Origin of the sequence: Paenarthrobacter sp. NPDC089322, from assembly GCF_040684895.1 — a bacterium.
Classification (GTDB): domain Bacteria; phylum Actinomycetota; class Actinomycetes; order Actinomycetales; family Micrococcaceae; genus Arthrobacter.
The window spans coordinates 230,088-255,508 of record NZ_JBFBGW010000002.1 but is presented as its reverse complement, the minus strand read 5'-3'; the positions used below and the strand labels follow the sequence as shown (position 1 = coordinate 255,508).

Below are 25,421 nucleotides of genomic sequence, written 5' to 3'. Positions count from 1 at the left end.
GCATTTGTCGGCCCGCTAGAATTTGGAGATTTCGTGTCCACGAACCTTGAAGGCATCATCAACCCGCCGATCGATTCGCTGCTTGAGGCTGCCGATTCCAAGTACGGCCTGGTGATCTTTGGCGCCAAGCGTGCCCGTCAGATCAACGCGTACTATGCCCAGCTCCACGAGGGCCTCTTTGAGTACGTCGGTCCCTTGGTTGACACCAAGCTGAACGAGAAGTCCCTCTCCATCGCGCTCCGCGAGATCAACGAAGGCCTCCTGGTGTCCACGCCGATCGAGCCTGCAGAATAGACAGACTGCCTGTTGACGGAGGTCACGTGCGCATAGTCCTCGGGGTCGGGGGAGGGATTGCAGCCTACAAGGTTGCATCGCTCCTCCGGCTTTTTACTGAAGCCGGACACAAAGTCACGGTCATCCCCACCGAAGCCGCCACCAGGTTTGTGGGCGTGGCTACCTGGGAGGCACTTTCCGGCAACCCCGTCAGCAACAGCGTCTTTGACGACGTCGAGAAGGTCAACCATGTCCGCCTCGGACATGAGGCTGACCTCATAGTCGTTGCCCCGGCCACCGCAGACCTGCTGGCCAAGGCCGCTACCGGCCAAGCCGGGGACCTGCTCACCAACACCCTCCTGATGGCACACGGACCGGTGCTGTTCGCGCCGGCCATGCATACCGAAATGTGGCAGCACGCTGCCACTCAGGCCAACGTGGAAACGCTGCGCAGCCGTGGAGTGACCGTCCTCGAGCCGGCCAGCGGGCGCCTGACGGGTGCCGACTCGGGACCCGGCCGCCTCCCCGAACCGGAGGCAATCTTTGCCGCGGCAATCGCTTTGGCAGGGGTCGATACGGAGTCCGGCGCAGTACCGCAGGGCCGCGCGCACACCCCGCTGGCCGGCCGCACAGTGACCATCTCAGCAGGCGGAACCAGGGAAGCGCTGGACCCCGTGAGGTTCCTCGGCAACCGTTCCTCCGGCAAGCAAGGAGCGGCTTTGGCGTCAGCTGCACTGGCGGCCGGAGCAACTGTTCGTTTCCTTGCAGCACACATGGACGTCGAACCACCGGAAGGTGTCGAGCTTGTTCGCGTTGAATCAGCCTTGGAACTGCGTGAGGCGGCGCTGAAAGCGGCGGCCGGGTCCGACGTCGTCATCATGGCAGCGGCAGTTGCCGACTTCCGTCCGGCGGAAACTTCCGAAACCAAAATCAAGAAGGTCGACGGCGAGGACGCACCGTTGGTCCGGCTGGTGCGCAACCCGGACATCCTGCACGAACTGGTGGAACGGCGGAACGCTGAGGGCGGCCAGCAGCTGATCGTGGGATTCGCAGCTGAAACCGGAGACGCCCAGGGTGACGTCCTGGAGCATGCGACGGCCAAGCTCAAGCGCAAAGGCTGCGACCTCCTCGTGGTCAACCATGTAGGTGTCGGCAGGGTATTCGGGCAGGACGACAACTCCGTTGTGATCCTCTCCGGCCGCGGTGCCGAGCCACAATCCGCGTCCGGTTCGAAGGCTGACGTTGCTGCCGCCGTGGTGGACCGGGTGGGCGCCGAGCTGGCGCGGGTCTTTCCCTCGCCGTAACTGCCTGCACTTACCGATTCTTAGCAAAGGGACACACGGCAAAAGCCGCTGACCCTCAACACAGTAAGGTAGTCACGTGACTTTACCGCTGCACCATGAACACCACGGCACCCCGTCCAAGCTCCGGCTCTTCACGTCCGAGTCGGTCACTGAAGGGCACCCGGACAAGATCTGCGACCAAATCAGCGACGCCATTCTGGACGCGCTCCTGGCAGCCGACCCTGAATCCCGCGTGGCCGTTGAGACCATGGCCACAACCGGTCTGGTACATGTCGCGGGCGAAGTCACCACTGACGCCTACGTAGAGATCCCGCAGATCGTCCGCGAAACCATCCTGGGAATCGGCTACGACTCCTCGGCCAACGGCTTCGATGGCGCCCGTTGTGGCGTGTCGGTCTCGATCGGCCAGCAGTCCAACGACATCGCCGGGGGCGTCTTCAATTCGCTTGAGGCGCGCGAAGGCCGCCAGGAGGACGACTACGACCTCCAGGGCGCCGGCGATCAGGGCATCATGTTCGGCTATGCCAGCGACGAGACGGCATCGTACATGCCGACGCCCATCTGGCTTGCCCACCGTTTGTCGGAGCGGCTCACCGAAGTCCGCAAGAGCGGCGAACTGGCGTACCTCCGTCCGGATGGGAAAACGCAGGTCACGGTAGGGTACGACGGCGACCGGCCGGTTTCCGTTGAAACGGTGGTCATCTCCAGCCAGCACGCCGAGGAAACGTCCTTGGAGCAGTTGCGCGCCGACCTCGCCAGCCATGTCATTGATCCGGTCCTGGCAACCTCCAACCTGGATATTTCACGGGCGGCCAACATTCTCAACCCTGCGGGTGCTTTCGTGATCGGTGGCCCGGTGGGTGATGCGGGACTCACCGGCCGCAAGATCATCGTTGACACTTATGGCGGCTTCTCGCGTCACGGTGGCGGAGCCTTCTCGGGTAAGGATCCGTCCAAAGTGGACCGTTCCGCAGCCTACGCCATGCGTTGGGTAGCGAAGAACGTCGTGGCCGCAGGTCTGGCGAAGCGCGCGGAAATCCAGATCGCCTACGCAATCGGCCAAGCGCGCCCCGTGGGAACATACGTCGAGACGTTCGGCACGGAAACTGTGGACCCCGCACGTATCAGCGAGGCAATCAACGAGATTTTCGACCTCCGTCCCCGGGCCATCATCGACGCTTTGGACCTCAAGCGGCCCATCTACACCAAGACCGCGGCCCACGGTCACTTCGGCCGTGACGAACCCGATTTCACGTGGGAGCGACTGGACCGGGTGGCCGACCTGAAGGAATTCTTCAACGCCTGATGGTTGAAGGGACCGGGTCCGCTCGCTGGCACCGGGCCTTTTTGTCATAGGCTCATGATTGTGTGGAGCCACAGAGATGCCCGCAGTGGGTCAATCCCGCTGCGGGCACTTGCGTTAATACCCGGAGAGAGTCGAAAGGAACCGGAGGTGACCGGCGTGGCAGGACATGGAGCCCGGCAGCCCATGCTGCAACCCTCTTTGCTCCAAGGCTTCCCGGACACGGCGCCCGTGACTGGTCCTCCCCTGGCTGCGGGCAACCCGGTGGCACGGGTGCTTCTTGAGTCCTCCCTGCCCCATTTGGACAGGCCTTTCGATTACGGCGTGCCGGCCGAACTGGATGACTCAGCCGTCCCCGGCGTACGCGTCAAGGTGAAGTTCAATGGCCAGGAGCTCAACGGCTACGTGCTGGAGAGGCGCGAGGACTCGGACGCCGGACATCCATTGACTCCGCTCCATAAGGTGGTTTCACCACTTCCCGTCCTTACAGCCGGGATCGCTGCGCTGGCAAGTACCATCGCGGCGCGGTATGCCGGCAGCGTGAGCGATGTCCTGCGTACGGCGATTCCTCCCCGCGTGGCCAGGATCGAGAAGGAAGTGCTGTCCGCGGACCTTGAGGTGGACATCCCGACGCCACCGGAATTGAGTGGAACCTCGGACCACGGCGTGTGGGCGCCCTATTCCAATGGTCCGGCCTTCCTGCAGCACCTTGGCGCAGGAGCTTCGCCCAAAGCAGTGCTGACGGCCCTGCAGGGGTATGGGCCGGAAGGATGGCCGGCACTCATTGCGTCGGCCGTGTCCGCTGTGCGCGCTTCAGGCCGTGGTGCCGTAGTGGTGGTGCCGGACTATCGTGACCTCGAGCAACTGGAAGCGGCTCTTGCCAAGGTTCTGCCGGCCGATGACGTTGCCCGACTGACAGCTGACGACGGCCAAACACCCCGTTACAGGAATTTCGTCCGGCTGCTTACGGGGCAAGCGCGTGTGGCCATCGGCACGCGTTCCGCGGCGTACGCACCGGTCCGCGACCTCGGGCTCGTGGTTTGCTGGGACGACGGTGACGACCTCCACATCGAGCAGCGTGGCCCGTATGCACACACACGGGAAGTCCTCCTCCTGCGCGCGGAACAGGAGAACGCCGCATGCCTCATGGCCTCGCACAATCGCAGTACCGAACTCCAGCGCTTGGTGGAGCTTGGTTGGGCGGTGCCACTTGAAGCCCCACGAACCGTCCTCCGCGCCGTCGCGCCCCGCGTCCTGAACACTGCCGACAGTTTCGAACAGGAACGTGACCCGTTGGCGCGCATCGCGCGCTTGCCCGGCGCTGCGTGGCGGGCGGCCAAGGAGGGCCTGGAGCGCGGGCCCGTCCTGGTCCAGGTGGCCCGTGCCGGATACGCACCTTCGCTAGTATGTGAAACGTGCCGGGAACTTGCCCGCTGCACTACGTGTCAGGGCCCCCTGGCATTGTCAGGTACATCGGCAATTCCTGCCTGCCGCTGGTGCTCCACCCCGGCACCCCAATGGCGGTGCCACCACTGCGGCGGCACGCGGCTCCGCCGGGGAGCGGCGGGCGCACTCCGCACGGCAGAGGAACTCGGGAGGGCTTTCCCTGGCTATTCGGTCATTACATCGTCCGGGGAGCATGTGAGAGCCGCGGTTCCCGATGCTCCCGCACTCGTGGTTGCCACGGTGGGGGCTGAGCCCGTGGCGCCCAACGGTTATGCGGCGGCACTGCTTTTGGACGGGAATTCGCTGCTCCGCCGGGAAAACCTTCGGGCGGGCGAGGATACGGTCCGCAGATGGTTCAATGCGGCAGCTTTGGTTCAACCCGCCACTCGAGGCGGCTTGGTAGTCATCACCGCGGACGACACCACAGCCACCGGCGCATTGTTGCGTTGGGACGCTGCGGGTTATGCTTCGCGCGAGCTTGCGCTCCGGAAGGAGCTTCAGCTGCCCCCCGCCGTGAGGGTAGCTTCCGTGACAGGGCCCAGGGCCGACGTCGAGCGCTTTTCCGCCAGCCTGGAAGCGGCAGTCCCGGTGGGCAAAAAGCTCCGCAGTGTGGGACCTGCCCCTGTGCACTCGTACGCCGGGGCAGCTATGCCAGCCGGTGAACCAACGAATGCCGTTACCCGGGAGGCCGCTGCAGAAGTCCGGACACTTTACTTCATCCCCTATGCAGACGCAGCTGATACCACCAAGGCCATGCGCTCCGTCAAAGCATCAAACGCAGCGAAACGGGCGTCGGGCCCGGTGCAGTTGAGGCTCGATGGCGTGGACGTCCTTTAGTCCGTCCGCCGCGACCCCTGGCTTGTGCGCTTGCGGAGGGCGATGGCTTCTTCGGCCGCAGTCAGCAGCTGACGGGCTGAGTTGTCCCAGTCGAACTCTGCCGCCCTTTTCACGGACCGCCGGGAGTGCTGTTGCCATACTGGGTCGTTGCCGAGTGTCCGGACAGCGGCGGCGAAATCTGCCGGTGATTCGGGATCGACGTAGCTGACGGCGTCGGCGCCTACTTCGCGGAAGATCGGGATATCACTGGCAATCACCGGGGTTCCCAAGGACATGGCCTCGACCAACGGCAAGCCATAGCCCTCGGCACGCGACAGGCTGATGAGGGCCGTTGCCCTGTCGAGCAGCTTTCCGTACTCGGCGTCCGTGACGCCGTTGTGGAACTGGACGTCGGCACCCGCGGGAACGATCGCCTCAAGTTCGGCCCTGCGCTGCGGAGTGATCCGGCTCAGCAAGTGCAGGGTGTAATCATGCAGTTCCGCCATGCCCCGGATCATGGTCTCCACGTTTTTGTAAGGCATGAAGGATCCCATGTACAACAGTGTCTTGTCTGCGCCTGCTGCCGGATCGCGCGGCGTTTGGCCGGGTTGCGGGGCGTTGCCAACGATTCGCACGGGTCGCGTCGTCAGTTTGTATTTGGCGATCAAGGCCTCGGTGGTCCGGCTGATAGTGGCCACGACGTCGGCACGGTTCAGAAGCAGGCGCTGGGGCCAGTATGCCTTGTGGTACAGACGCCACAGAAGGCGCACGGGCGCCGGGAGGAAGCCCGGGGGAGCCGGGTGCTCATAGTAGATGAGGTCGTGCAGGGTAAGGATCAATGAGTATCGTCGGCCCAAAGTGCCCATCGTCTGCATGGGGCAGACCACGACGTCGGCACCCAGGGCGTTGACCTTGCGGGCGACGAAGAGTTCCACAGGGGACAAAGGGCTGTTGACCATGACGTAGGGGACATCCGGCAGCAAGGCAAGCTGCCGTTTGTCGTTGATGAGCATGGTGACATCCGCCAGCTTGGACGTCGCGGCAATGAGGCTTGATCCGTAGCGACTGATGCCATCGTGGTGGTCCGTTCGGGTAAAGCGGGCGTCGATGACGATTTTCACTTTGGATGATCCTCCAGGAAGGTTCGAATGGCTGCAGCCGCCGGGACCGGCGTCTCATAGTGGATAAGATGCCCGACGCCGGGGATGACTTCCAGCGTCGCATCCGGTAGGCGCTCCCTGAGTTTGTACTGCGTGGGGAGCGTGGCGATCTCATCTTTTTCGCCCGCGATGAGCAGGACGGGCAGCCGCAACTTGTCGGCGACGTCTGTCACAGTCCCCGATACAGAGGCCTTGAAGGATTCCAGCAGGCTTTTCCTGTCCGCAAAGGCGCTGAAGTAGGCATGATGCTGACCGTGGATGAACCGGCGAAGGTCCTTGTCCTTGGTTTTGGCCATGGTGATGCTCATCAGACGAACAATGGCAGGGTTCCGAAGGACGGCCAGTCCCATTGCCTTGGGCAGCCTGGCGGAGATTTCGTAATAGAACACCGCAAGCTTGGTCATGACGCCCTTGGGCCCTTCCAAGGCCGGCGCTGCGATGGGATTGATGAGGATCAGGGGCCGCACCGCGCCAGGGTTGGCGGCGGCAAAGTGGCTGGCAATGATGGAACCGAAGGAGTGGCCCAGCAGCACCGTGTCCTGGCCCAGGCCGAGGGCGGACATAAAGCCTGAGATGAAGCGGCCATAGCGTTCCACGGTATGTTCGCCGGTGCGGAAGGGCTCCGAGCTGCCGAAGGCCGGGAGGTCCGGCATGATGATGCGCATGTCCTGGAGTTGGTCGGCAACGCGCAGCAATCCGTGGTGGTCACCGCGGAAACCGTGGATGACCAAGATAGTGCGGGTCTTCCGGTTCTTCACCACCGGTTCGTACGTCCAATAAGCTACGTTGCTGCCGTCCACGTCCACATCCGAGGCGGACGTTCGCCCGGCGAGGGTCTTGCTGAAGAACCCGACCTGGGCCTGTGCACCTTCAGGGGTGTGCGCGGTGTCCACTTTTTCCATACGGCAGTTCCTAATTCACGTTGTCCGGATGCGAACCCGTGCGGTGGTGGCGTTCCAGTCCGGCGATGCCTTCCATGTCAGCCGCGTCCAATTCGAAATCGAAGACGCCAAAGTTCTCTTTGATCCTCCCGGCTGAACTGGCCTTGGGAATGACCAGGTTTCCGAGTTGGAGGTGCCAGCGGAGGACTACCTGGGCAGGTGTCCTGCCGTACTTCTCTGCCAGGCCGACAATCGCAGGATCGGCAAGTACCTGCCCGCGACCAAGGGGACTCCAGGCCTCTGTTCGTATCCCGAGCTGGTCGTGAAGCGTGCGGAGCCTTGACTGCTGCAGCCAGGGGTGGAGCTCGATCTGGTTGACGGCCGGGACGACCTCGGCCTTTTGCATGAGTTCTTCCAAGTGTCCGGGTTGGAAGTTCGAGACACCAATCGCCCGGATTTTTCCCTCACGATACAAGGTCTCCATCGCTTGGTAGGTCTCCACGAAGAGTCCACGGCCGGCACACGGCCAGTGGATCAGATATAGGTCCACGTAATCGAGACCAAGGTTGGCCATGGACGAATCGAAGGCACGGAGCGTTGCGTCGTAGCCCTGGTCGTCATTCCAGACCTTGGTGGTGACGAAGATATCCTCACGGCCCAGCGCGTGAACGGATTCTCCGGATCCTCCCGTCCCGAGGTTTGCTTCGTTGGCATCGCCAATGGCGCCGCCGATGGCCCGGCCGACACCGACCTCGTTGCGGTACATCGCGGCGGTATCGAAGCGGCGGTAACCTTCGCCCAAGGCGGTGCTCACCAAGGCTTCGGCTTCCTTCGGGGGCACCTTGTAGAGTCCAAAGCCCAGACGATCCATCATCACGCCATTGTTCAGGGGCAGCCGGGCCGGGAATCTCATAGCAACGACTCTACCCATTCCGAAGCGGAATGCCTCAGGACTGGGCGTTGAAACTCACCAGGCGGCGGGCTGACGCTTCGTCGAGGATGAGGTCGGTGGCAAGGCCGGCGGCCAAGGCTCCTTGGAGTCCGTTGATTTTCGAGGCTCCGGACACGACGCAGATCCGTCGCCGTACTTGGCGTAATTGTTCATGGCTGGGACCGGTGGACCGTTCGTTCAAGGTGATGCCGTCCGAGGATCCGTCACTCCGGAAAAAGACCGTTGCCACGTCACCCACCACATCATCGGCAGCCAACATGCTGAGGTCGTGCTCGTCGAGGTAGCCGCCCGCATACACATGGCTCGGATAGTCCGAGTCCACGGAACCGACACCAAAGATGGCGATGCTCATGCGTGCCTGCAAATCCAGGATCCGCTGAACGCTTCGCTCATTCCACATGGCTGTCTTGGTTGCCGCGTGATCGAAGAATGCCGGCACGGGGAACTGTTCCACCCGCGCGCCGTAGGCGTTTCCGAAACGCCTCATGATGTCGCTCGCGTAGGTGATCCCCGTGGTCTGCATATTTCCGGCGCCGTTGAGTTGGACCACGATGCTGTCGTGGGTGACCTTCCTTGTAAGGTGCCGGCTGACGGCGCTGAGCGTGGCACCCCAAGCCACACCGATGATCGCATTCGAGTCCACCAGGGGTCCGATGGTCCGCGCCGCCTGCATGGCAACACGGTCCAGGGTTTCGGCTTCATTGAGCGTGTCGAGGACGGGCACCACATGGACGTCCACGCCGAACTGGTTCCGGATCTGGCTTTCCAACTCAGGCGCCGTGTCAAAGGGGCTTCGGATCTGCACCTGCACCAGGCCCGTCTCGCGGGCGGAGGACAGCAGCCTTGAGACCGTTGACCGCGACGTCCTGAGTTCGCGCGCGATGGCGTCCATGGTCAGGTCCTGCAAGTAATACATTTGTGCGGCCCGAAGCGCATCCGAATGACGTGATCGTCCCATCTCGTTTCCTTTCTGCACGTTTGTGCAAATAGCTTGACTCCATTTTCCACCTTCGCCAGATTAGTGGTGAAAGGTGCAGCGGCGGGAGTGCCGCGCACAGACAAGGCGAACCAAGCCCAAGGGAGCAGTTTTGGGACACAACACGAATTCCGGTACACCGACTGGCGGGCATGGCCGCGAAGCTGCAGCGTCTTTGCGTGAACGGCCCTCGGCCCAGGTACTTATTATCGGGGGCGGGATCAACGGGGTCGGAACCTTCCGGGACCTGGCACTCCAAGGCGTGGACGTGGCCCTCGTTGAGCGCGGCGACTACTGCCAGGGTGCCAGCGGCGCTTCGTCGCATATGATCCACGGCGGGATCCGCTACCTCGAAAACGGAGAGTTCCGCCTGGTGCAGGAATCGGTAGTGGAACGCAACAGGCTCCTGCGGATCGCCCCGCACTATGTCAAACCCCTGCAGACCACCATTCCGGTTTTCAGCACTTTCTCCGGCATCCTGTCGGCACCCATGCGTTTCCTGACGCACAAGCAGGGTAAACCGAAGGAACGCGGCGCCTTCCTGATCAAGCTCGGCCTGAGTATGTACGACTTCTTCTCACGGGACGGCGGAAGCGTTCCGCGGCACCAATTCCTTGGGCGTGACAAAGCCCTGGCAGAACTGCCGCGGCTGCATCCCGGAATCAAGTACACCGCTACGTACTTTGATGCGTCCGTGCATAACCCGGAGCGGCTCACCCTGGACGTCCTCCAGGACGGCGAAAAAGCAGGACGTGGCGGCGGCCTTCCCGGGGGATCCGCCCGTGCCAGCAACTACCTTTCCGTGGTGTCGATGGGCGCCAACGGTGTGCGGCTCCGTGACGAGCTGACTGGCGGGGAATTCGACTTCCAAGCAGACGTCATCGTCAACACCACCGGCGCCTGGGTAGACCTCACCAACAAGGCGATGGGTGCCGCGAGCCACTTCATGGGAGGAACCAAAGGTTCACATATCGTGCTCGACCACCCGGAACTACTGGCGGCGTGCAACGGCCGCGAAATCTTCTTCGAACACACCGACGGCCGCATCGTCCTCATCTACCCGATGGGGGACCGGGTACTGGTCGGCACCACGGACGTCGACGCCGACATGTCCGAAGACGCCGTCTGCACCGAAGCCGAGGTTGATTACTTCTTTGACCTCGTCGGCCACGTCTTCCCCACGATCTCCGTGGACCGCGGGCACATCGTGTACAGCTTCTCCGGCGTCAGGCCCTTGCCGCGCCACGACGCGACGCAGCCGGGCTTCGTCTCCCGGGACTATCGCATCGAACGCACTGTCCGGGCAGGTGAAGGTGCCGTCGCTACGCCAGGCGGCAAGGCCGCCGTCGTACTCAGCCTGGTGGGCGGCAAGTGGACCACGTTCCGCGCCCTTGCCGAACACATGACCGACGACGTCCTTCGCGAACTTGGCAAGGAACGGAAAGTCTCGACGGCGAAACTCGCCATAGGTGGCGGTGCCGGCTTCCCGGCCACGCCCCAAGGCGAGCAGGAATGGATCAAGAAGCACATGGGTCCGGGATTGGATGCCGACCGTGTGCAAGGGCTGTTGACGCGCTACGGGACAAGGGCGGAAGCCGTCATCGCCTACCTCAATGCAGGACATGACATGCCCTTGCGTTCCACGCGCGAACTCAGCGTCCGCGAGGTGGAGTTCATGGCCGTACACGAACAGATCGGCCATTTGGTGGATGTGCTCATTCGCCGGACTTCGCTGGCTTTCCGTGGCCTCGTCACCGGTGAGCTGCTCAATGAGCTCGCTGCAGCACTGGCGGGTCCACTGGGTTGGGATGCCGCGACCCGGGAGAAGGAGATCCGTCATGCGCAGGAAGTCCTCCAACGATTCCACAACGTGGAGGTGCACAGCCTCGTAGCCTGACCCGGGCAAGCACAAAACTCCTCCGTCCTGAGCGGTATGGACGGAGTGGGGGAGGCGGGTTCGTGATGACCCGCCGCCGGGACGGCGCCGGCAACCCGGTGCCGTCCCAACAGCCTCTTCAACCCGCGAGGGGGCTGATAACAGAAAAATGAGGAGTCAAAGATGTCTCTAGGAATAGTTTTCCTTTCCGAAGTTTTCGGAACCGCGATGCTGACCCTGTTGGGTTGCGGCGTCGTGGCCAACGTTGCGCTCAAAGGCACCAAGGGCAACAACGGCGGATTCCTGATGGTGACGTGGGGCTGGGGAATTGCGGTCTTCGCGGGCGTTTTCGTGGCCGCAAAGTCCGGCGCGCACCTGAACCCCGCAGTCACCCTGGGCCTGCTTGTCAAGGGGAGCAAGGAATATGCCCCCGATGTCCCTGTCGATTTCGCGTCAACGCTGACCTACTTCGGCGGTGAAATGCTGGGCGCCTTCCTTGGCGCCGTGGTGTGCTGGGCAGCCTACAAACAGCACTTCGACGCCGAACCGCTGGCAGCCAACAAATTGGGAACTTTCTCCACCGGCCCGGCCATCCGCTCCACACCGTGGAACCTGATCACCGAAATCATTGGCACGTTTGTCCTCGTCTTCGTCATCCTGACGTTCGGTGGCACTCCTTCGGGCCTTGGCCCCCTGGCCGTCGCCCTCCTGGTTGTCGGTATCGGTGTGTCGCTCGGCGGTCCCACCGGCTACGCCATCAACCCTGCACGTGACCTGGGCCCACGCATTGCGCATGCTGTCCTGCCCATCCACGGCAAGGGTTCCAGCGACTGGGCCTACTCCTGGATTCCCGTTGTTGGTCCGCTTGTCGGCGGTGCACTCGCCGGCCTCGTGGCGCTCCTCGTGCCGGACATCATGCCTGCAATCGCCGGCTAGAAATAAGCAACCCCGCGCGGTACGCCGTGCCCTTCTGATCGACCAACACCAACCACCCAAGCAGACAAGGACGTCACCATGAATCAATACGTCATCGCAATCGACCAAGGCACCACCAGCTCCCGTGCGATCGTCTTCGACCACTCAGGCAACATCGTCTCAACAGGCCAGATGGAACACGAGCAGATCTTCCCGCAGGCCGGATGGGTGGAACACGACCCCGCCGAAATCTGGAACAACACCCGGGAAGTCATCGGTTCCGCCCTGTCCAAGGCGAACCTGACCCGGCACGATATTGCCGCCGTCGGAATCACCAACCAGCGGGAAACCGCTGTTGTCTGGGACAAGAACACCGGTGAAGCGGTGTACAACGCCATTGTCTGGCAGGACACGCGTACCCAGCCGATCGTTGACGAGCTCGCCAAGGACGGGGGAGCGGAGCGCTTCAAAGAAAAGGTCGGCCTGCCCTTGGCGACCTACTTCTCGGGAACGAAGATCAAGTGGATCCTGGACAACGTTGACGGTGCCCGTGAACGCGCGGAAGCCGGCGACCTTCTTTTCGGCAATACAGACGCATGGGTGCTTTGGAACCTGACCGGTGGTGTGGACGGCGGAGTGCACGTCACAGACGTGACCAACGCTTCCCGCACGCTGTTCATGGATCTGGAAACCCTCCAGTGGGACCAGGACATCCTGGATGTGTTCGGCGTACCGGCGTCCATGATGCCCGCCATCAAGTCCTCTTCCGAAGTTTACGGGCACGTCCACACCTCCCAGTTGCTGCGCGAAGTACCTGTAGCCGGCATCCTGGGGGACCAGCAGGCCGCCACGTTCGGGCAGGCCGCCTTCCAGCCCGGCGAAGCCAAGAACACCTACGGCACCGGCTGCTTCCTCATCTTCAACACCGGGGAAGAGATCGTCCACTCGAAGAACGGACTGCTCACCACGCTGGGGTACAAACTGGGCGACGACAAACCCCACTACGCGTTGGAAGGTTCCATCGCCGTCACCGGATCGTTGATCCAGTGGCTGCGTGACAACCTTGGCATGATCAGCTCCGCGCCCCAAGTCGAGGAACTGGCAGCCTCAGTCGAGGACAACGGCGGCGTATACATTGTTCCGGCCTTCTCCGGCCTGTTCGCGCCGTACTGGCGGGCAGACGCCCGCGGCGCCATCGTAGGACTCACCCGCTTCGCCAACAAAGGCCACATTGCAAGGGCAGCACTGGAGGCAACGGCTTTCCAGACCCGCGAGGTGCTTGACGCGGTCAACGCGGACTCGGGCGTTCCGCTCACCGAGTTGAAGGTCGACGGCGGCATGGTCGCCAATGAAGCGCTCATGCAGTTCCAGGCCGACATCCTGGGCGTCCCGGTGGTCCGTCCGAAGGTCGTCGAAACAACCGCCCTCGGAGCCGCCTATGCTGCCGGACTCGCAGTGGGGTTCTGGACGGACCTCGGCGAACTCAGTGCCAACTGGGGCGAAGACAAGCGATGGGAGCCGCAACTGCCGGCTGAGGAGCAGGAGCGACAGCTGCGGTTGTGGAAGAAAGCCGTAACCAAGTCGATGGACTGGGTCGACGAAGATGTGAAGTAGCCTGACCTGACGTTGATGGCAGCCGCGCCTGCCCCGCCCGCTTCGCGGTGCCCACCACACCCGGGCGAGGCGCGGCTGCCATCAACTCAACCGTCAGCTACCTGACCCGCGCGCCGCAGGCCCATCGGACTTGTCGGCGAGATGAATGGTGGAGGTGCGCTATTGTAGATCTATGCGTGCGATCCTTCTGCTTAGCTAGCCGCCCGGTTTTTACCAGCCGTGCGGCCGCCCCTCCATTGTCGAGGGGCTTTTGTGTGTCCGGGGGTTTCCGGAACACAGCAGGAGGAATATACCGCCATCGAAGAACAGAAGAGGGCAGCAGTGAGCGTTCAGCCGGAGACAGAGACCGGAACAGCACAGACAGCCGCAGCCGGAGCGCCTGAAGAAGGCGTCTACAGCTTCGCTGCGATGGAAGCAAAGTGGCCGCAGGTCTGGGACGACCTCAAAGTGTTCACGCCTGCAGACGATGGATCGCGGGAACGCCGCTACGTGCTCGATATGTTCCCCTACCCCTCCGGCGACCTCCACATGGGCCACGCCGAGGCCTTCGCCATGGGCGACGTCGTAGCGCGCTACCTCCGGCAGAAGGGGTTCGACGTCCTGCACCCCATCGGTTGGGACTCCTTCGGCCTGCCCGCTGAAAACGCCGCCATCAAACGCAGCGCCCACCCCAGCGAGTGGACCTATGCCAACATCGACACGCAGGCGGCCTCCTTCAAGCGCTACGCCATTTCTGCTGACTGGTCCCGCCGCCTCCACACGTCCGACCCTGAGTACTATCGCTGGACCCAGTGGCTGTTCAAGCGGTTCCATGAGCGCGGCCTGGCTTACCGCAAGGACTCGCCCGTCAACTGGTGCCCCAAAGACCTCACCGTGCTCGCCAACGAACAGGTGGTCAACGGCGCCTGCGAACGTTGCGGTACCGCCGTCACCAAGAAGTCGCTGAACCAGTGGTACTTCAAAATCACCGACTACGCAGACCGGCTTCTGGAGGACATGGACCAGCTGCAAGGCCACTGGCCCGAGCGTGTGCTCGCCATGCAGCGCAACTGGATCGGCCGCTCGGAGGGCGCCCACGTCCGGTTCGTGATTGAAGCTGCCGGGGACCGCGCGGAACGCGAAGTCACCGTTTTCACCACCCGGCCGGACACGCTCTACGGTGCCACCTTCTTCGTCGTGGCAGCGGATGCCCATCTGGCCCTGGACCTGGTGACACCCGAACAGCACGACGAACTCATGGCCTACCGGGAAAAGGTCAAGGCCCTCTCCGAAATTGAGCGCCAATCCACCGAGCGCGAAAAGACCGGCGTCTTCACAGGCCGCTATGCCGTGAACCCCCTCAACGGTGAGAAGCTCCCCGTGTGGGCAGCGGACTACGTCCTGGCCGACTACGGGACGGGTGCCATCATGGCCGTTCCTGCACACGACCAGCGCGACCTCGACTTCGCCAAGGCGTTCGACCTGCCGGTCAGGGCTGTCCTGGATACCGGCGACGAAGATCCCGCCGAAACCGGCGTGGCCACGGCAGGCGAAGGCACGCTCAAGAACTCCGGGCAGCTGGACGGTCTTTCCAAGTCCGAGGCCATTCCTGCCGCGATCGGGATCCTTGAGAAGCTCGGAACCGGTGAGAAGTTCGTGAACTTCAGGCTCCGGGACTGGCTTCTGAGCCGCCAGCGCTTCTGGGGCACTCCGATTCCCATCATCCACTGCGCCGAATGCGGGGAAGTGCCTGTTCCTGACGACCAACTACCTGTCCGGCTGCCCGAGGACCTCCGTGGCGAGGCGCTGGCGCCAAAGGGCACCTCTCCGCTGGCTGCCGCCGTCGAGTGGGTCAACGTCGAGTGCCCCAACTGCGGCCGTGCCGCACAGCGCGACACCGACACGATGGACACTTTCGTGGACTCGTCCTGGTACTTCCTGCGGTTCGTGTCACCGAACTACACCGAGGGTCCGTTCGATCCGGAAAAGATCAATGACTGGATGCCGGTCGGCCAGTACGTGGGCGGCGTTGAGCACGCCATCCTCCACTTGCTGTACGCCCGCTTCTTCACCAAGGTCATCAAAGACATCGGGCTGATCGAGGCAAGCGAGCCGTTCAGCGCGTTGCTCAACCAGGGCCAGGTGCTCAACGGCGGCAAGGCCATGAGCAAGTCCCTCGGCAACGGCGTTGACCTCGGTGAACAACTGGATAAGTTTGGCGTGGACGCAGTCCGTCTGACCATGGTCTTCGCCTCGCCGCCGGAAGACGACGTGGACTGGGCAGACGTTTCCCCGTCCGGTTCGGCTAAGTTCCTTGCCCGCGCCTGGCGCCTTGGCCAGGATGTCAGCAGCGAACCGGGCGTCGACCCCGCCACGGGTGACCGCGCTCTGCGTACGGTGACCCACAAGACCATCGCCGATGCCGCCGAACTGCTGGACAACAACAAGTTCAACGTCGTGGTGGCCCGACTCATGGAGCTGGTCAATGCCACCCGTAAGACCATCGATTCCGGTGCCGGCGGGGCGGATCCAGCTGTCCGCGAGGCTGTTGAAGCCGTAGCTGTCATCCTGAGCCTGTTTGCTCCCTACACGGCAGAGGACCTGTGGAGCGCCCTCGGTCACCCGGCATCGGTAGCCAACGCCGGATGGCCCCGGCACGACGACGCGTTGCTGGTCCAGGACACAGTCACGGCTGTGGTTCAGGTCCAGGGCAAGGTCCGTGACCGCCTGGAAGTTTCGCCGGACATCAGCGAGGACGACCTGCGTGAACTGGCCCTGGCTTCCGGGAACGTGCAGCGGGCCATGGACGGCCGTGGCATCCGCACGGTGATTGTTCGCGCGCCTAAACTGGTGAACATCGTCCCGGCCTGATAAGCGAGGAAAGGGGCGCAAGGACATTTGCGGCCGTCGGCAGATGCCGGCGGCCGGTCGCCGTCGTTGGAGGTTGTGTGCCTGAACGTGAACCACCTGCCTGGATGTGGCTCAAGGAACGACTTTCCCGGCTCAAGCAGCCCTCAGTCCCGGTGGCCGATCCCGACGAACTGCTGGCCGCCGTCGTCAAGACCGCGGTGGTGACGGATTCCGCGGCCGCTTTGCCTGCTGACTGGGTGGCTGCCTTCGCAGCAGATGGTCGGCTTGCTGTTGTTCCCATGCCCGTCATGGTGGGGGACGAAATTTACGGCGAGGGCGAAGACGACATTACCGAGACACTGGCCCTTGCGTTGGCGTCGGGCACAGCAGTGCGCACTTCCCGTCCCTCGCCGGGCCAATTCGAGCAGGCGTACCTTGCTGCCCAGCGTCGTGGCTTCGAGTCCGTCGTGTCCATCCACATTTCAGCCGAGTTGTCGGGCACCGCTGATGCGGCGCGCCTTGCTGCTGCACGCGTTCAGATCCCGGTGGAAGTCCTCGACTCACGCACGGTGGGGATGGCACAAGGCATGGGTGTCCAAAGCGCTGTTGTTGCTGCCGCAGATGGCCAAGCGGCGGATGAAGTCCGTGCGTTTGCGGAGCGGCGCATGAGCCGGACGAAGGTCTACTTTTACGTTCCCAGCCTGGAGCAGCTGAGGCGGGGAGGGCGTATAGGCGCTGCAGCATCGCTGCTGGGCACGGTACTTGCCATTAAACCGATTCTCGCTGTCGACGGCGGCAAGATCGTGCCGCTGGAAAAGGTGCGGTCGGCTGGGCGTGCGGTGGCGCGGTTGGAAGAAATCGTCGCGGAGGATGTCGCATCCCGTCCGGCCGGGCAATCAAGGTTGGCGGTTCACCACTTCGGCAACCAGGCCGAAGCGGAGACTTTGGCGTTGAGGCTACGGGACAATTGTCCGGACTGCCCACCGGCGCAGATCAGCGCACTTCCCGCAGTCCTGGCGGCCCACGCCGGGTTGGGTGTCCTGGCCGTGATTGTGGGGGAGAGCAGTACGCCGGCGGGCTGAGAAGCCCGGTTATCCACATAGCCCAAGCAACGTGCGCCACTCAAACTGCATCCACCGTAGGCTCACTTCATGCCACGCTGGAACACCGACGCGTCCCCGGACGCCGCAGCGCAGGCCGTGCGGCAGCGGTTCGCCACACGAATGGGGCACTCCGGTGACGGCGGACCTTTGCTGTCGCTGTCACCGGCGGAGGAAACCGAGGAAGACGCTTCCCGCTTCCTCCCGGAGCATACGTCGCGTGGTCCCCGGCTCCGGTTGCGGACGCCGTGGCGGGTAGCGGTACTGTTGGCCCTTGCAGGCGCCGCCATGGTGACTTGGTATTTTTGGCAATCGGCCACCGGGCAGCCGTCAATCGAGCCCCTCGGCCAGTCGGAATCCATCGAGGGTGGCGCGAAGCAACACTCCGGCGCGGAAGGTGAGGGCACGTCCGCAACTCCCTCGGATGCATCCGAGGCGCCCAAGGCAACGGATGAGGCCGCCAAACTTCTGGTGCATGTTTCCGGGGCGGTGCAAAGGCCGGGAGTCGTCTCTCTTCCACCAGGGAGCCGTGTGTTCCAAGCAATCGACGCAGCAGGCGGAACAACAGCCGCAGCAGACGTAAATTCGCTCAATCTTGCGGCAACAGTGACTGATGGGGCCAAAATCCACGTCCCTGCTGCCGGGGAGCCGCCAATGCCTGAAACGGTGGAAGGTGGAGGATCCGCCGGCGCTTCCGAACAGGCGGGCAGCACCGGAGCGGCTCCTGCCGGCACACTCATTAACATCAATACAGCCTCCGTCGAAGAGCTCGGAACACTACCCGGGGTTGGGCCTGTCATGGCCCAACGGATCGTCGACTGGCGCAAGGAACATGGACTTTTTGCTTCGGTGGATGAGTTGGATGCGATCAGCGGCATAGGACCCAAACTCATGGAATCGCTGCAGGACCTGGTGACGGTGCAGGGTGGTTGAAGCTGCAGCGGACTCCGTGGTGCGAAAGCGCGTGGATCTGCGCCTTATCCCTGCGGTAGTGGCTACGTGGACAGCTTCCCTTGTTGGCGGGTTCATCCCGGGTCCGGCGTCCGGCGGTGTTTGTGCCGTCCTCGCGTTGGCGGCCGTCTTCCTGTTGGCTGGGGCGGGGCGGCCTGAACCGGGCCGGGCAGCCGCTCGGACACTGTCAGCCACGCTTGCCATCGCGTGCATCTCGGGCGCCGTCGCGGCCGGTCATTGTGCGCTGACTGCGGGAATGCGTGAGCACGGTCCGCTGGCTGGGGCAGTAGGGGAAGGGGAAGGTGTTCTTATTCACATCATGGTGAAGGGAACGCCCGCCTCCGTGGCGTCCGGAAATTCAGGCCACAGCAGATGGATCATTGCGGCGAGTCTCATCCAGCTGACATCCCACGAGCAAGTCGTCCGTGGCGCTGCGGAGCTCGTGGTCGTCGGAGGGGACGAATGGCGGGACGTCCAGCCCGGACAGGGGATAAGGACCACCGGGACCCTCAAGGAAGCAAGACCCGGCCAATCCGAAGCAGCCGTGCTCTCCGCCTCTTCGGGCCCGGTCATCATTGAAAGCGGCTTCGACGTGAATCATACAGCCGCGCAGCTGCGTACGTCGTTCCGCGGAGCCGCCTCTTGGCTGCCTCCGGACGCCGCCGGCCTGCTGCCGGGAATGGTCGCGGGGGACACAAGTGCGTTGCCGGAGGAACTTGAGGCCGACATGAAAACAGTAGGAATGACGCACCTGACGGCTGTCAGCGGAGCCAACTGCAGCCTCATCATGGGTGCGTTCCTCATCTTGGCACGGTCACTGCGCCTGTCACGGCCCCTGGCTGCGGCCGCGGCGGGTGCCGGGCTCACAGCCTTCGTCGTGCTGGTAGGGCCCGAACCCAGCGTCCTTCGGGCAGCCGTCATGGGATTCGTAGGGTTGATGGCGATGACCGGTGGTTTGCGGGGAAGGTCCCTTACATTCCTGTGCCTGGCAACGGTTGTCCTGCTCCTGTTGGACCCCACCTTGGCCGGAACTTATGGATTCCTCCTGTCAGTCCTGGCAACACTGGGCATCGTCTTGTTTGCTGGTCGGATTGCAACGTGGTTGCCTTCGCGTATGCCCCCATGGCTCGCGGCGGGGCTGTCAGTTCCTCTGTCTGCCCAAGTGCTTTGCGGACCTGTCCTTGTCGCCCTGCAACCTCAATTATCTCCGTATGCGCTCATCGCCAACGTGCTGGCCGGTCCCTTGGTGGCACCGGTGACCATTATGGGCACCCTAGCCGTTCCCTTGTCAGTGATCCATCCTGCCGGCGCGGCAGTTCCGGTTGCCTTGGCAGGTACGAGTGCCGGCATGGTGGCCGGTGTGGCCAGGTTCTTTGCGGGCCTGCCCGGTGCGGCCCTGCCATGGGCGGAGGGAGCGCCCGGCATCGTGGCCATGGCCCTCCTCTCCGTTCTGACGATGGGTTTGACGTGGGCACTCCTGCATCCTGCCGGCGTGATCCGGATGGTTTTCGCACTGCATGACAGGCTGGTGAAGGTTCTCGAAAAACTCGAAGCCACGGAAACCCGCAACCTGAGCGACCGGGGGTTGCGGGGGCGTTGGGCGAGGCGCCCGCCCAGGCATGGGAGACTTGAAACCTGCAAGAAATCGTCCGGAAGGAATCACCCTTGGCTGCTGCCCAAAACACCCGGGCCAAGAGCGCCGCTGCGAACACCATCAGTTGGCGGGAGGCAGCGCCGGCCCCCGTAGTGCTCGTCAGCGGACCCGAGGAGTACCTCGGCATCCGTGCAATGGACCACATTCGGAGCAAGGTGCGAGTTGCAACTCCGGACGTTGAACTCAGCAGGCTTAGCGCGGGCTCCTATGAGGCCGGGTCCCTTGCCATGACGGTCACCCCTTCACTTTTCGGAGAAGGGAAGTTGATCGAGGTTGATGGCCTGGAAGCCATGAACGATGCCTTCCTGGCTGACGCGTTGTCGTATTTGTCCCACCCGGAACAGGACGTTGTCCTGGTGTTGCGCCACGCGGGAGGGGTCCGCGGCAAGAAGTTGCTCGATGCTGTGAAGTCCGCAGGGTGGCCGCTGATCGACTGCCAGCCGCTCAAGAAGGACGCAGACAAGACGGCATTCGTCGTGGCGGAGTTCAAAGCAGGGGGCCGCCGTATCGACGGCGAAGCAGTCCAGGCGCTCGTCAATGCGGTCGGGGCCAACCTGTCGGAACTCGCGGCGGCCTGCAACCAGTTGATCGCTGACGCCACGACGGCGGTTGATGCGGCAACCGTTGAACGGTATTACGGCGGTCGCGTGGAGGCCACAGCGTTCAAGGTGGCCGATGCCGCCATGGCCGGCAACGGTCCGCTGGCCCTGTCCACACTGCGGCATGCCCTTTCAACGGGTGTGGATCCCGTCCCCTTGGTGGCGGCGCTGGCCGCCAAGCTGCGGACCCTTGCCAAAGTTGCCGGCGCCCAGGGCTCCTCGGCAAGCATTGCCAAGAACCTCGGCATGCAACCGTGGCTCGTGGAACAAGCCCAGCGCGACGTCCGGCGATGGACACCGGAGGGCCTCATCCGCTCGATCCAGGTGGTCGCCGAGGCAGATGCGCAGGTGAAAGGCCTGTCCCGGGATCCCGTGTATGCCGTGGAGCATGCCGTGACAGTCATTGCCACGTCAGCCCGGGGACGCTAGAACCACGAAGCTGCGGCACACTGCGTTGCCACCGGCGTCCGCAGATCGGCTCCGTGGTCTCGTTTGTGATCGTTAAACCCAAGAGGCCGGCACCCAGGGGTGCCGGCCTGTTGATCAGCTCAGTCGAACTGGAAAAACCTTAGAGTGCGTTGACCTTCTTGGAGATCGCCGACTTGCGGTTTGCAGCGTTGTTCTTGTGAATGACGCCCTTGCTGACAGCCTTGTCCAGCTTGCGGCTGGCAGCAACAAGTGCAGTTGCAGCAGCATCCTTGTCAGCAGACGCAACGGCGGTGTTGACGGCGCGGATGGCCGTCTTCAGCTCGGACTTGACGGCGTTGTTACGCAGGCGAGCCTTCTCGTTGGTGAGGATGCGCTTCTTCTGGGACTTGATATTAGCCACGTATGAACTCTCTTTTTAATGCGGAAATGGTCTAGAGGGTTATCAGGTTGGCCATCGACTGAGCGGCGTGGGGATGCCTATGGCAGCCAACCATGCGTGGCCGTCGACCTGCACGGACACACAGCTATAAAGGATAGCAGAAAGCAGGTCGCCGCGCCGACCTGGCCATCAACTCCAGCCGTGGTGCGCTTGCAGAGCCCGGGCGACCTCTCGAAAACGGGATTGGCTGAGCACGGCTCCCTCGCGCCTGACAGACGTGGGGTCCAGTCGAATGACGCGGTCCAGTTTCGCTTCGCTTGGCCGCCCTTGACGGTCCCAGGGCCCGGCTCCGACATCAACGTAGTCCTCCGACCGGAAACCATTGTCGTGGTCCTTGGACGTCAGCATGAGGCCAAGGAGCCACGGGCCATCGTGCCCTACCAGGAGAACAGGGCGATCCTTGCCGCGGGAATGGTCTTCCTCGAAGGGAACCCAGCCCCACACGATCTCGCCTGGGTCCGGCTGGCCATCCGGCTTGGGGGAGTAGCGCAGCTTCGCACGGCCCGCAAAGTCCCCCGGGTAGGAGCCCTGTTGACGTTCGACGGCGGCCTGGCCGCCCGGTTGCCTGGTCGAGGCTGTCGGGGCAGCGGGTTTTGTGGTGTTGCCGCCGAGCGCCCTAAGGGAGCGCAAGAGGAGTTTGCCCAGCGGGCGCAAGTCCAATGCCATGGAGCCAACGCTACATCCGGGAGAAATGTACGGCGAACCGCGGGTTCATGGGAGACTAGAGGATCAGAGATACGGCGTGTCCCGGCCAGCCCCTCGGCGGCCGGTGGAAAAGCCGTGTGAGTTTCGACAGTAAGGATCCTGCGTGTCTCCCATGGCCCGCACCGCACCGGTGCCCGCCGCAACAGATCCGGCCATCATCCGGAACTTCTGCATCATTGCCCACATCGACCACGGCAAGTCGACCCTGGCCGACCGAATGCTGCAGTTCACCGGCGTCGTTCAACAGCGCGACATGAAGGCGCAGTATCTGGACCGCATGGATATCGAGCGGGAGCGCGGCATCACCATCAAATCCCAGGCTGTCCGCATGCCTTGGGAAGTCGACGGCACCCCGTACGCCCTTAACATGATCGATACTCCCGGACACGTGGACTTCACCTACGAAGTTTCGCGATCCCTGGCTGCGTGTGAAGGCGCGGTGCTTCTCGTCGATGCCGCCCAGGGCATCGAGGCACAGACCCTGGCCAACCTGTACCTGGCCATGGAAAATGACCTCACGATCATCCCGGTCCTGAACAAGATCGACCTTCCGGCCGCGCAGCCCGAAAAGTATGCCGAGGAACTTGCCAACCTCATTGGTGGCGATCCTGAAGAGGTCCTGCGTGTGTCCGGCAAGACCGGCGTCGGCGTGGAGGCGCTCCTGGACAGGATCGTCCGGGACATCCCGAACCCTGTAGGCGATGCCAACGCTCCCGCTCGCGCCATGATTTTTGATTCTGTCTACGACACCTACCGTGGAGTTGTGACCTACGTCAGGGTGGTGGACGGGCAACTGAGTCCCCGCGAACGTATCCAGATGATGTCCACGAAGGCCAGCCACGAGCTCTTGGAGATAGGGGTGAGCTCGCCCGAGCCGGTTCCTTCCAAGGGGCTCGGAGTGGGTGAAGTGGGTTACCTCATTACCGGCGTCAAGGACGTGCGGCAATCCAAGGTAGGCGACACCGTCACCAACCTTGCCAAGCCCGCCTCGGAGATCCTCGGCGGTTACCAGGACCCTAAGCCCATGGTCTTTTCCGGGCTTTACCCACTGGATGGGACCGACTACCCCAATCTTCGCGAGGCGCTGGACAAGCTCAAGCTCAACGACGCCGCCTTGGTGTACGAGCCCGAAACCTCCGCTGCGCTTGGCTTCGGCTTCCGTGTTGGCTTCCTTGGCCTGCTCCACTTGGAAATTGTCCGTGAGCGCCTGGAACGCGAGTTCAACCTGGACCTCATCTCCACAGCCCCCAACGTGGTCTACGAGGTAACGCTCGAAGACAAGTCCGTCGCCACTGTGACCAACCCGTCCGAATTTCCGACCGGCAAGGTCAATGAGGTGCGCGAGCCGATGGTGGCGGCCACCATCCTCGCCCCCAACGAATTCGTTGGCGCCATCATGGAGTTGTGCCAGAGCCGCCGCGGCCAAATGCGGGGCATGGACTATCTGTCCGAGGACCGCGTCGAGATGCGTTACTGGATCCCCTTGGCTGAGATCGTGTTCGACTTCTTCGATCAGTTGAAGTCCAAGACCCGCGGCTACGCGTCGCTGGACTGGAAGGCCGACGGCGAGCAGGTTGCTGATCTCGTGAAGGTCGATATCCTCCTCCAGGGCGAACAGGTGGATGCCTTCAGCGCCATCACCCACCGCGACAAGGCCTATGCCTACGGCGTGATGATGACCGGCAAGCTGCGTGAACTGATTCCGCGCCAGCAGTTTGAGGTGCCTATCCAGGCTGCCATCGGTTCCCGCATCATTGCCCGCGAGAACATCCGCGCGATCCGAAAGGACGTCCTTGCCAAGTGCTACGGCGGTGACATCACCCGTAAGCGCAAGCTGCTGGAGAAGCAGAAGGAAGGCAAGAAGCGCATGAAGATGGTGGGCCGGGTGGAAGTGCCCCAGGAGGCGTTCATTGCCGCGCTGACCACTGACGAGTCCAAGGACAAGGCCAAGAAGTAGATGCCCAGCGTCCTTCCCTTGGGCGACCCGGCACCTGCGGACGGTTTGCTGCCCCCGCAGGTGCTTGCCGGCGTCGAACATCGCAAGTTCGGCTTGTACGTGCATATCCCGTTCTGCGCCGTGCGGTGTGGCTACTGCGACTTCAACACCTACACGGCTACCGAACTTGGTGGTGGTGCATCCCAGGATGCCTACGCGGGCACAGCTGTGGCGGAACTGGATTTTGCTGTCGCCGCCCTCGACGCTTCAGGGGTGCCCCGGAGGCCACTCAGCACGGTCTTCTTCGGGGGTGGGACGCCCACGCTGCTTCCGGCGGCTGATTTAGCGCGAATTTTGCGGGCGGCTGTTGCTCATTGGGGGCTCGAGCCGGGAGCCGAGGTGACTACGGAAGCGAACCCCGACTCCGTCACGCCCGAATCCTTGAAGCTCCTGGCTGACGCCGGCTTCACCCGGGTCTCTTTCGGTATGCAATCCGCTGTGCCGCATGTCCTCAAGGTGCTTGACCGTACGCATACGCCGAGCCGTGTCCCCTTGGTGGTGCAGTGGGCCCGGAAAGCAGGACTGGCCGTCAGCCTGGACCTCATCTACGGCACACCCGGCGAGACCATGGCTGACTGGCAGGAGTCCTTGGAGACAGCGCTTTCCTACGAGCCGGACCACATCAGCGCCTACGCTCTGATCGTGGAGGACGGCACCAAGCTCGCTGCGCAGATCCGGCGCGGCGAAGTCCCCGGAATCGACGACGACGATCACGCAGCAAAGTACGAACTGGCGGACACATTGATTTCGGAATCCGGGCTGAAGTGGTACGAGGTCAGCAACTGGTCAAGGACGCCGCAGCAGGCGTGCCGCCACAATCTCGCTTATTGGCGCGGCGATGACTGGTGGGGCGTAGGCCCGGGAGCGCATTCCCACATGGGCGGCGTTCGGTGGTGGAACGTCAAGCACCCCACTGCTTATGCATCAAGGCTGGCAGCGGGCTCCTCGCCGGCCGCCGGACGTGAAACGCTCGACGCCGGTACCCGGGAGGTTGAGCGCATCATGCTTGAGGCGCGCCTTGGGACCGGTCTGTCGGTGGACGCTTTGGACAAGGTAGGACGCCACGCCATGGCCGGGCTCATTGCTGATGGCCTTGTTGATCCTGTGGCGGCATTCAAGGGCCGCTTGGTCCTGACCCTGAAGGGGCGGCTGCTCGCCGATGCCGTGGTTCGCAGGATCCTGCCGGACTGAGTCCTGGCCGGG

At 63.2% G+C, this 25,421-nt stretch carries 20 protein-coding genes; 14 read left to right on the top strand and 6 right to left on the bottom strand.

Features of this window, described 5'->3' with window-relative positions; translation table 11 throughout:
• Positions 1-33 precede the first annotated feature (33 nt).
• The 4 genes from rpoZ (at position 34) to AB0N65_RS03200 (ending at position 5,163) form a co-directional block, all read left to right on the top strand.
• Positions 34-294, top strand: a complete 261-nt coding sequence (rpoZ, locus tag AB0N65_RS03215; protein WP_017197559.1) for a DNA-directed RNA polymerase subunit omega — start codon at positions 34-36, stop codon at positions 292-294.
• A 26-nt stretch (positions 295-320) separates the two neighbouring features.
• Positions 321-1,577 (top strand): bifunctional phosphopantothenoylcysteine decarboxylase/phosphopantothenate--cysteine ligase CoaBC, encoded by a 1,257-nt coding sequence (gene coaBC / locus AB0N65_RS03210; RefSeq protein ID WP_364157593.1) that lies wholly within the window; start codon positions 321-323, stop codon positions 1,575-1,577.
• A gap of 76 nt (positions 1,578-1,653) precedes the next feature.
• Positions 1,654-2,883 (top strand): methionine adenosyltransferase, encoded by a 1,230-nt coding sequence (gene metK, locus AB0N65_RS03205; RefSeq protein WP_364157590.1) that lies wholly within the window; start codon positions 1,654-1,656, stop codon positions 2,881-2,883.
• 183 nt (positions 2,884-3,066) lie between these two features.
• Positions 3,067-5,163 carry a primosomal protein N' gene (locus tag AB0N65_RS03200; protein ID WP_364157995.1) on the top strand — a complete coding sequence of 699 codons (2,097 nt, stop codon included), beginning with the start codon at positions 3,067-3,069 and terminating at the stop codon, positions 5,161-5,163.
• On the opposite strand, the gene AB0N65_RS03195 is transcribed toward AB0N65_RS03200, so the two are convergent.
• The 4 genes from AB0N65_RS03195 to AB0N65_RS03180 are packed head-to-tail and all read right to left on the bottom strand — an operon-like array spanning position 5,160 to position 9,093.
• Positions 5,160-6,263, bottom strand: coding sequence for a glycosyltransferase family 1 protein (locus AB0N65_RS03195; RefSeq protein WP_364157588.1), 1,104 nt, complete (start codon positions 6,261-6,263; stop codon positions 5,160-5,162). The two genes, AB0N65_RS03200 and AB0N65_RS03195, sit on opposite strands and share 4 nt — an antisense overlap.
• Positions 6,260-7,204, bottom strand: coding sequence for an alpha/beta hydrolase (locus tag AB0N65_RS03190; RefSeq protein ID WP_364157586.1), 945 nt, complete (start codon positions 7,202-7,204; stop codon positions 6,260-6,262). The genes AB0N65_RS03195 and AB0N65_RS03190 overlap by 4 nt, the downstream gene beginning before the upstream one ends.
• Before the next feature lie 10 nt (positions 7,205-7,214).
• A complete protein-coding gene (locus AB0N65_RS03185; protein ID WP_364157583.1) occupies positions 7,215-8,096 on the bottom strand; it encodes an aldo/keto reductase in 882 nt (293 codons plus the stop codon).
• Between the two features lie 34 nt (positions 8,097-8,130).
• Positions 8,131-9,093, bottom strand: a complete 963-nt coding sequence (locus AB0N65_RS03180; protein WP_364157581.1) for a sugar-binding domain-containing protein — start codon at positions 9,091-9,093, stop codon at positions 8,131-8,133.
• Between the two features lie 130 nt (positions 9,094-9,223).
• On the opposite strand from AB0N65_RS03180, the gene AB0N65_RS03175 reads away from it, so the two are divergent.
• The 8 genes from AB0N65_RS03175 (at position 9,224) to holA (ending at position 21,078) form a co-directional block, all read left to right on the top strand.
• A complete protein-coding gene (locus AB0N65_RS03175) occupies positions 9,224-11,008 on the top strand; it encodes a glycerol-3-phosphate dehydrogenase/oxidase (RefSeq protein WP_364157579.1) in 1,785 nt (594 codons plus the stop codon).
• Positions 11,009-11,170: 162 nt separating this feature from the next.
• Positions 11,171-11,923 carry an MIP/aquaporin family protein gene (locus tag AB0N65_RS03170; protein WP_364157577.1) on the top strand — a complete coding sequence of 251 codons (753 nt, stop codon included), beginning with the start codon at positions 11,171-11,173 and terminating at the stop codon, positions 11,921-11,923.
• A gap of 78 nt (positions 11,924-12,001) precedes the next feature.
• Positions 12,002-13,516 carry a glycerol kinase GlpK gene (glpK, locus tag AB0N65_RS03165; RefSeq protein WP_364157575.1) on the top strand — a complete coding sequence of 505 codons (1,515 nt, stop codon included), beginning with the start codon at positions 12,002-12,004 and terminating at the stop codon, positions 13,514-13,516.
• A gap of 321 nt (positions 13,517-13,837) precedes the next feature.
• A complete protein-coding gene (gene leuS, locus AB0N65_RS03160) occupies positions 13,838-16,366 on the top strand; it encodes a leucine--tRNA ligase (RefSeq protein WP_364157573.1) in 2,529 nt (842 codons plus the stop codon).
• A 77-nt stretch (positions 16,367-16,443) separates the two neighbouring features.
• Positions 16,444-17,427 carry a DegV family protein gene (locus tag AB0N65_RS03155; RefSeq protein WP_364157570.1) on the top strand — a complete coding sequence of 328 codons (984 nt, stop codon included), beginning with the start codon at positions 16,444-16,446 and terminating at the stop codon, positions 17,425-17,427.
• A 69-nt stretch (positions 17,428-17,496) separates the two neighbouring features.
• Positions 17,497-18,378: a helix-hairpin-helix domain-containing protein gene (locus tag AB0N65_RS03150; protein ID WP_364157567.1), complete on the top strand. Its 882-nt coding sequence runs from the start codon at positions 17,497-17,499 to the stop codon at positions 18,376-18,378.
• Positions 18,371-20,143, top strand: coding sequence for a ComEC/Rec2 family competence protein (locus AB0N65_RS03145; RefSeq protein ID WP_364157565.1), 1,773 nt, complete (start codon positions 18,371-18,373; stop codon positions 20,141-20,143). The genes AB0N65_RS03150 and AB0N65_RS03145 overlap by 8 nt, the downstream gene beginning before the upstream one ends.
• Entirely contained in the window at positions 20,062-21,078 is a 1,017-nt protein-coding gene (holA, locus tag AB0N65_RS03140; RefSeq protein ID WP_364157562.1) for a DNA polymerase III subunit delta, read from the top strand. The genes AB0N65_RS03145 and holA overlap by 82 nt, the downstream gene beginning before the upstream one ends.
• A gap of 139 nt (positions 21,079-21,217) precedes the next feature.
• On the opposite strand, the gene rpsT is transcribed toward holA, so the two are convergent.
• Complete coding sequence (gene rpsT / locus AB0N65_RS03135; protein ID WP_021470575.1) at positions 21,218-21,478, bottom strand: 30S ribosomal protein S20; 261 nt, start codon at positions 21,476-21,478, stop codon at positions 21,218-21,220.
• A 168-nt stretch (positions 21,479-21,646) separates the two neighbouring features.
• Positions 21,647-22,183 carry a type II toxin-antitoxin system PemK/MazF family toxin gene (locus AB0N65_RS03130; protein WP_364157558.1) on the bottom strand — a complete coding sequence of 179 codons (537 nt, stop codon included), beginning with the start codon at positions 22,181-22,183 and terminating at the stop codon, positions 21,647-21,649.
• A 142-nt stretch (positions 22,184-22,325) separates the two neighbouring features.
• Here AB0N65_RS03130 and lepA point away from each other — a divergent pair, with 142 nt between their 5' ends.
• Together lepA and hemW are read left to right on the top strand one after the other, a co-directional pair.
• Entirely contained in the window at positions 22,326-24,179 is a 1,854-nt protein-coding gene (gene lepA / locus AB0N65_RS03125; RefSeq protein ID WP_364157555.1) for a translation elongation factor 4, read from the top strand.
• Positions 24,180-25,409 (top strand): radical SAM family heme chaperone HemW, encoded by a 1,230-nt coding sequence (hemW, locus tag AB0N65_RS03120; protein WP_364157552.1) that lies wholly within the window; start codon positions 24,180-24,182, stop codon positions 25,407-25,409.
• The last annotated feature ends 12 nt before the right edge of the window (positions 25,410-25,421 follow it).